Origin of the sequence: Actinocorallia sp. API 0066 (genome assembly GCF_020991275.1) — a bacterium.
GTDB lineage: Bacteria > Actinomycetota > Actinomycetes > Streptosporangiales > Streptosporangiaceae > Actinocorallia.
This window is the reverse complement of record NZ_JAJLQY010000023.1, coordinates 1-6435: the sequence shown is the minus strand read 5'-3', so window position 1 is coordinate 6435 and position 6435 is coordinate 1. Positions and strand designations below refer to the sequence as shown.

The following is a 6435-nucleotide window of genomic DNA, read 5'->3' as shown; positions in this document are numbered from 1 at the left end:
CAGCGGTTCAGCCGGGAGACGCGCGAGCAACGAATCAGTCGGGCAGCGTGTGCGTAGCGGTTCAGGCGGAAGACGCATGCGCAGCGGTTCAGGAGAGAAGCGTGCGTGTATCGGGTCGGGTGAGGGGCGCGCGTGTACCGGGTTGGGTGAGAAGCGGCGCCAGCGTGGGTTGTGCGGGGAACGGCGGCGCGGTGTAGTGCGCGTCGGGTCGGGTGAGGATTGGCGGTGCGGTGTACGTCGGGTCGGGTTGGGTGTGGGGCGGTGGTGTGAGGGGGTGGGGGGTGGGTCAGGCGAGGAGGGGGAGGACGGTGGACTGGGCGGTGGACCAGGCGGTGTCGGACTCGGTGCGGGCGGTCTCGGCCTCGGCGCGTTCCAGGCCGTAGAGGGCGCCGAGCAGGAAGGCGTCCGCAGGGGTGGTGGCGGCGGGGCGGCGGGCCAGCAGGAACTCCTGGGCGAGGACGCCGTCCTGGAACCGGCCGAGCACCTCCTGGAGGGACTTGGCGGCCTTCGAGACGGTCTTGGCGTCCGCGCCGAGCACCTCCCGCGTCGCGTCGGCCGTGTAGCGGGCGCGCTTGGCCTTCTTGCGGGTCTCGTGCCGCGCCTCGTCCGCGGCCTCCGGCGTCTCGGCCGCGGCGATCGCGGAGTGCGCGCGCCGCACCCCGCGCCAGGCGCGGCGCAGCAGCCGCGGCAGCTCCTTCGCGGCGGGCCTGCCCGCGCGCGGCGTGAGCGGCGGCGCGGCGAGCAGGTGGTCCAGCGAGTTCAGCAGCGCGAAGTACCGCTCACCCGACAGCGCCTCCCGGACGGTGTCGTAGCCCGCGCGCTCGGTCTCCTTCAGCTCGGCGAGCCAGCCCGGCTCCGCCTCCGGCGCGACGGGCAGCGCCGCGAGCCGTCCGCCGAACCGCTCGTGCAGCACCTCGGCGTCGCGGACCTCGCCGAGCACCCCCGCGAGCCAGCGCAGCTCGGGCTGGAGCGGGTCGGTCTGGTCGCGGTCCAGCAGCGGGCGGGCGCTGGCCAGCACACTGCGCAGCCGCCGCACCGCCACCCGCATCTTGTGCACCGCGTCGTACTCCTCAAGCCGCACCTTCGGGTCGTTGCCCAGCACCTCGGCGATCTGCACGGCGAGGTGCCGCATCACCGCGTCGCCCGCGCGGTGGCCCGTCCAGGCCGGCGCCTTGGTGATCGCGGGCGCCAGCAGCCTGCCGAGCTTGGAGGAGCTCGACGCGCGGCGCGCGCCCGCCTTGAGCAGCTTCTCCCCGACGTCGGCGAGCAACCCGGGCTCGCCCGACACCAGCTCCACCTCGATCTCGCGCCAGGACTCCGGCTCCTGGCCGCCCGCCACGGTGCCCGTCACCAGGTCGTCGGCGAGTTCGGCGAGCCCCTCGCCGCGCGCGGCGCTCAGGTCGCGGGTGGTGCGGCGGGTCGTGAGCGTCGCCACCGGCTTCAGCTCGGCACCCCGCGCGTACGCGGTGACGAGGGCGGCGAGCTCGGCGGGCAGGTCGTCCTGCAGCGGGGCCCGGTGTTCACGCTTGGCGTCGGGCCCCGCGGGCAGTTTCAGATGCCACCCCGCGTCGGTGCCGCCGGTGCGGCGGCGGAGGGTGACCTTGCGGGCGGCGAGCCGGAGGTCGTCGGTGTCGTAGTAGACGGCTTCCAGCTCGTGGGTCTGGGGTGGACCCGCCGCGGCGAGACCGCTCAGATCCGGGACGACGAAGTCGGCGTCGGCGTCGAACTTGAGCTCGATCTCCAGATGCTGCGCCATGCCCGGCACCCCTTCCGTCGGAAAACCGGGTGGACCCTCAAGGATGTCACGCGGAGATAACGTGCGGAAGGGGAGGGCGGGCGCGCCTAACTGTCGCGGTTGTCGTCGGTGAACCGCTGGATGTACAGGGGTTCACCGAGCTTGGTGAGCAGTTCCAGTTCGGTCTCCAGATAGTCCACATGGCCCTCCTCGTCCTCGAGGATGTGCTCGAAGATCCGGGCCGAGGTGACGTCGCCCTTGGCGCGCATCGTCTCGATGCCGCCCCGCAGCCGGACGATCGCCTCCATCTCGATGGTGAGGTCCGCCTCCAGCTGCTCCTTGAGCGTCTGCCCGATCCGCAGCGGATTGAGCTTCTGGTAGTTCGGCAGAGCCTCCAGGAAGAGCAGCCGGTCGGTGAGCATCTCGGCGTGCTTCATCTCGTCGATGGACTCGTCCCTGGTGTACTTCGCCAGGTACTTCAGGCCCCAGTTCTCCTGCATCTTCGCGTGCAGGAAGTACTGGTTGATGGCGGTGAGCTCTGCGGTGAGCTGCTCGTTGAGCAGCGCGATGACTTCCTTGTCGCCTTCCATGGGAGCCATCCAAGCACGAAGTGCGGGCAGCACAAAGCGCCCGAACGCCGTGTGTTCGCGCGCGGGCTCAACCTCGGCGCGGCCGCCGTCCTCGCGGACGGGCCGCCGCGGCCCTGGGGCCGTCGGGTCGGGGGTGGCTCAGGCTGCCGGGTTCCTCACCTCCCTGACGGGACGGTTCTGCCTCGGCTGGACGGGGGCGGAGACCTCCCCCTCACCCGGAACCGGGTGCAGCGTGGCCGGACCGCCGGTCATCGCGTCCATGAGTTCGCTCGCCGTCTTCCACTCGCTCACCATCGCCGTGATCCGCCTGGTGCAGGTGCCGCAGCCGGGCTTCATGCCGCAGCCGTCCTTCACCTGGCGCGTCGTCTGCGCGCCCGCGGCGAGGCACGTGTGGACGTCGTCCTCGGTGACCGCGTTGCAGACGCACACGTACATGGGGTGGATCCTCTGGGCCGGGGCGGGTGGGGGTGCCGACCTGGCCCACGGAAGCGCACGCGCACCCGGTGGCCCGGCCGGTTAGGTTAGGCACCCCTAAGTTACAACAGATCTCCCCGTGATGGCCAGACCCGGTCGCAAGGAAAGTTGCGCGAGCCCGGGTGATATGCCTGGTCAGGGGTGTTCCGAACCCCGTTCAGCGCGGCCCCGAAAGGCCGTCAGCGCCGATGCAGCAGGCGTTCCCGCTCCCTGGAGAGGGTCGCGTTCGTGTCCTCGTAGGCCCGCGAGAGAAGCACCCAGCCCGCCAACGCGGCGAGCGACGCGGCGACGAACGGCTGGGCGAGCACCACCGGCTCGCGCACCCACTGGCCGCTGACCTCCTCCGTCGTCAAGGGCAGACCGACGCTTTGCGTGACGATCCAGGCGATCAACGTCAGACCACCGGTGACCAGTGCGTACCACCAGATCCGGGCCCGGGGCTCGACCATGATCCCGACGACGCCCGCGAAGTTGATCACGCAGCTCAGAACCAAGGAAACCCCGACATATCCCCCCAGACGGAATCCGGCCGGAAGGTTGAGGAAGTGGATACCGGCGATGAGGAAGAACAACACGGCACCGGCGCCGCGGGCGATGTCGGGTGACGGGCGCACCATCCGCGACATGGCTGGGTGCCTCCACGATTGCGGTGATCTGTCGTACTTGAGTTTGTACTATGAGTAGTAAACCGCAGGTCAAGCCTGTGTCCCATGCCAGGAAACGTTCATGAACGGTCCTACGATCGGTGCATGACCTCAGTACTGCTCGCCGAGGACGACACGTCCATCTCCGAGCCCCTCGCCCGCGCGCTGCGCCGTGAGGGGTACAGCGTCGAAGTGAGCCCGGACGGGCCCCAGGCCCTGGAGCGGGCGCTGGGCGGCGGCGTCGACCTCATCGTGCTCGACCTCGGCCTGCCCGAGCTGGACGGCCTGGAGGTGGCCAGGCGCGTCCGCTCCGAGGGCCACGGCGTGCCCATCCTGATCCTCACCGCGCGGGCGGACGAGGTCGACACCGTCGTCGGCCTCGACGCCGGCGCCGACGACTACGTCACCAAGCCGTTCCGGCTCGCCGAACTGCTCGCCCGGGTACGCGCCCTGCTGCGCCGCGGCAGCACCGAGACGCCGATCGTGCAGGGCGTGCGGATCGACGCCGAGTCGCGCCGCGCGTGGATGGGCGAGAACGAGCTCCAGCTCACCACCAAGGAGTTCGACCTGCTGCGGGTGCTGGTCCGGGACGCGGGCAAGGTGGTCACCCGCGAGCAGATCATGCGCGAGGTCTGGGACACCAACTGGTGGGGGTCCACCAAGACGCTCGACATGCACATCTCCTGGCTGCGCCGCAAACTGGGGGACGACGCGGCGAGCCCCCGGTACATCACCACGGTCCGGGGAGTCGGCTTCCGGTTCGAGCGGGGGGACTGAACGCGCGGTCGCACCACAGCGGCCGGGGGAGGACGGAATGAGACGCCGGATCCTGCTGTCGACGCTCGGCGTGGCGGTGACGGCGATCCTGTTGCTCGGGATCCCGCTGGCCTGGGTCGTCAGCAAACTGATCTACGACGACGCCAAGCAGAGCCTGAGCGTCACCGCCGCGGGACTCATCAAGGAGGTCGAGGTCCCGCTCGGCCAGGGCGAACGGCCGGATCCCCGGCAGATCTCCCGCGCCTACCCGAACCTGTACATCGTCATCAGGCTGCCGGACGGCACGACGGAGACGGCGGGCCGGCAGTTCACCGGGCAGACGATGAGCGCCACCAGCACCGCCGACAACATCACCGTCACCGTCCACCGCTCCTACGCCGAGGTCAGGGATGAGGTCCTGCGCCAGCTCCTGCTGATCGCCAGCCTCATCCTGCTCGGCGTCGCGATCGCCACGGTGCTGGCGATCCTGCTGGCCCGGCGGCTGACGCTGCCGCTCGCCGACCTCGTGGAGACCGCGGAGCGGCTCGGCACCGGCAACGCCAGGCCGCGCCGCCGCCGCTACGGCATCCCCGAGGTGGACACCGTCGCGGAGGTGCTCGACACGAGCGCCGTCCGCATAGCCGACCTGCTGGCTTCCAGCCGTGAGTTCGCCTCGGACGCCAGCCACCAGCTCCGCACCCCGCTGACGGCCCTCACGATGCGCCTTGAGGAGATGGTCGAGGCCGCGGACTACCCCGACGTCGTCCGGGAGGAGGGCCACGCGGCGCTCGCCCAGGCCGAACGGCTCGTCGCCGTCGTGGAGCAGCTCCTCGCGCGGGCCAAGCACGACCGGACGGGCCAGGCCGTCCCGACGGCCATAGACCTCGTGATCGAGCAGCAGATCGAGGAGTGGCGGCCGATCTTCGCCCGCGAGGGCCGCTCGATCCGGCTGGAGGGCGACGCCGACCTCGTCTCGGTGGTGACGCCGAGCTGCCTGTCCCAGATCCTCGCGACGCTGCTGGACAACTCCCTCATGCACGGTTCCGGCACGGTGACGCTCACCACCCGGCTGACCCGTCAGAACGTCGTCGTCGAGGTGGGGGACGAGGGGCCGGGCGTCGAACCGGAGCTGTCCAAGAAGATCTTCGAGCGGAGTGTCAGCGGGGCCGGCGGCACCGGGCTCGGGTTGTACCTGGCCCGCTCGCTCGCCGCGGTGGACGGCGGCAGGCTCGAACTCGTCCAGCCGAGCCCCGCGGTGTTCGCGTTCTTCATGCGCCGTCGGGAAGAGGCCAGGCTGGCCCATGAGCGGGTCGTCAGCGGGCCGGTCTGATCTCGGCCCCGGCCGGGTAGCCGAGCGGCTCCTGGACGTTCTGAGCGCCGGGCACGGCCGGTGCGGGCGCTTCGGGGGAGGCCGGTGCGGCCACGAACACCCAGCGGCGGTACGCCCAGAACCGGAACACCATCGCCGCGCCCGTCCCGACGACGAGCGCCGCGTTCTCGGCGATCTTGCCGTCCAGGCCGAGTCCGTAGTGGGTGGCGCCGATGAACATCTGGGTGATCACCAGCCCGACCCCGTTGAGGCCGAAGAACAGGATGTACTCGCGCCGCAGCCCGCTGCGCTCCCGGTGCCGGAACGTCCAGTGCCGGTTCGCGAAGTACGAGAACGTCGTCGCGATCACCGTCGCGATGGTGATCGACGTCAGCGGCCCGATCTCCAGTGCCCTGCACACGTTGAACAGCACCGTCGTGAGCACAAAGGCGACCGCCCCGATGCTGCCGAACTTGGCGAACTCCCGGGCGATACGCCGCAGCCACCGGTGTCCGGCATCGGTGTACCTGCGAATGCTCACGTGGACGTGCCCTCCCGGAACCCCAGCATTCCCCTACCAGCCACCCACGCTACCGGACCCCACCCCTCCCCTCCCACCCACGCCAACCCCCCAAACCCCCGCCCTCAGCCCAACACCGACACCAGCCAGCAACTACCCCTCCCACAGCCCCGGCGACGTGGAACTCAGCGCGGTGTGTTCGGTTCGGATGTCCAGATGACGCCCGGTCAGTTGAGAGCCCTGCGGTAGTCGAACCAGCGTCGTGCGGCGGCGACAGAGGCGTTGGTCCAGGAGTCGAGTCGTGGCTGCCACGTCGATCGCAAAGTGCTCCGGTAGGACGCCCTCCGAGATCATCTCGATACCCGCCACGCCACCCGACGCCCGCTGAACGGCGTCCTGAACCTCGC

Annotated in this window: 8 protein-coding genes; 2 read left to right on the top strand and 6 right to left on the bottom strand. The window is 70.6% G+C overall.

From position 1 onward, the window contains the following. Positions 1 to 286 precede the first annotated feature (286 nt). The 4 genes from LO762_RS32135 to LO762_RS32120 all read right to left on the bottom strand — a co-directional run bounded on the left by LO762_RS32135 (position 287) and on the right by LO762_RS32120 (position 3425). The gene (locus LO762_RS32135) at positions 287 to 1756 is read right to left on the bottom strand and encodes a CYTH and CHAD domain-containing protein (protein WP_230620122.1); all 1470 of its coding nucleotides are present in this window, start codon (positions 1754 to 1756) and stop codon (positions 287 to 289) included. An 86-nt stretch (positions 1757 to 1842) separates the two neighbouring features. Continuing rightward, positions 1843 to 2325 (bottom strand): bacterioferritin, encoded by a 483-nt coding sequence (gene bfr, locus LO762_RS32130; protein ID WP_230620121.1) that lies wholly within the window; start codon positions 2323 to 2325, stop codon positions 1843 to 1845. A gap of 138 nt (positions 2326 to 2463) precedes the next feature. Beyond that, positions 2464 to 2760, bottom strand: a complete 297-nt coding sequence (locus tag LO762_RS32125; RefSeq protein WP_230620120.1) for a bacterioferritin-associated ferredoxin — start codon at positions 2758 to 2760, stop codon at positions 2464 to 2466. 218 nt (positions 2761 to 2978) lie between these two features. Then, the gene (locus LO762_RS32120; RefSeq protein WP_230620118.1) at positions 2979 to 3425 is read right to left on the bottom strand and encodes a hypothetical protein; all 447 of its coding nucleotides are present in this window, start codon (positions 3423 to 3425) and stop codon (positions 2979 to 2981) included. Between the two features lie 123 nt (positions 3426 to 3548). Between LO762_RS32120 and LO762_RS32115 the strand changes: the two genes are divergently transcribed. Beyond that, positions 3549 to 4220, top strand: a complete 672-nt coding sequence (locus LO762_RS32115; RefSeq protein WP_230620116.1) for a response regulator transcription factor — start codon at positions 3549 to 3551, stop codon at positions 4218 to 4220. Between the two features lie 37 nt (positions 4221 to 4257). Then, the gene (locus LO762_RS32110; RefSeq protein WP_230620114.1) at positions 4258 to 5529 is read left to right on the top strand and encodes an ATP-binding protein; all 1272 of its coding nucleotides are present in this window, start codon (positions 4258 to 4260) and stop codon (positions 5527 to 5529) included. Here LO762_RS32110 and LO762_RS32105 read toward each other — a convergent pair. Together LO762_RS32105 and LO762_RS32100 are read right to left on the bottom strand one after the other, a co-directional pair. Continuing rightward, positions 5513 to 6049 (bottom strand): GtrA family protein, encoded by a 537-nt coding sequence (locus tag LO762_RS32105; RefSeq protein ID WP_230620112.1) that lies wholly within the window; start codon positions 6047 to 6049, stop codon positions 5513 to 5515. The genes LO762_RS32110 and LO762_RS32105 overlap by 17 nt on opposite strands. 132 nt (positions 6050 to 6181) lie before the next feature. Then, the coding region (locus LO762_RS32100) for a hypothetical protein (protein ID WP_230620108.1) at positions 6182 to 6435 on the bottom strand (254 nt) is incomplete at its 5' end.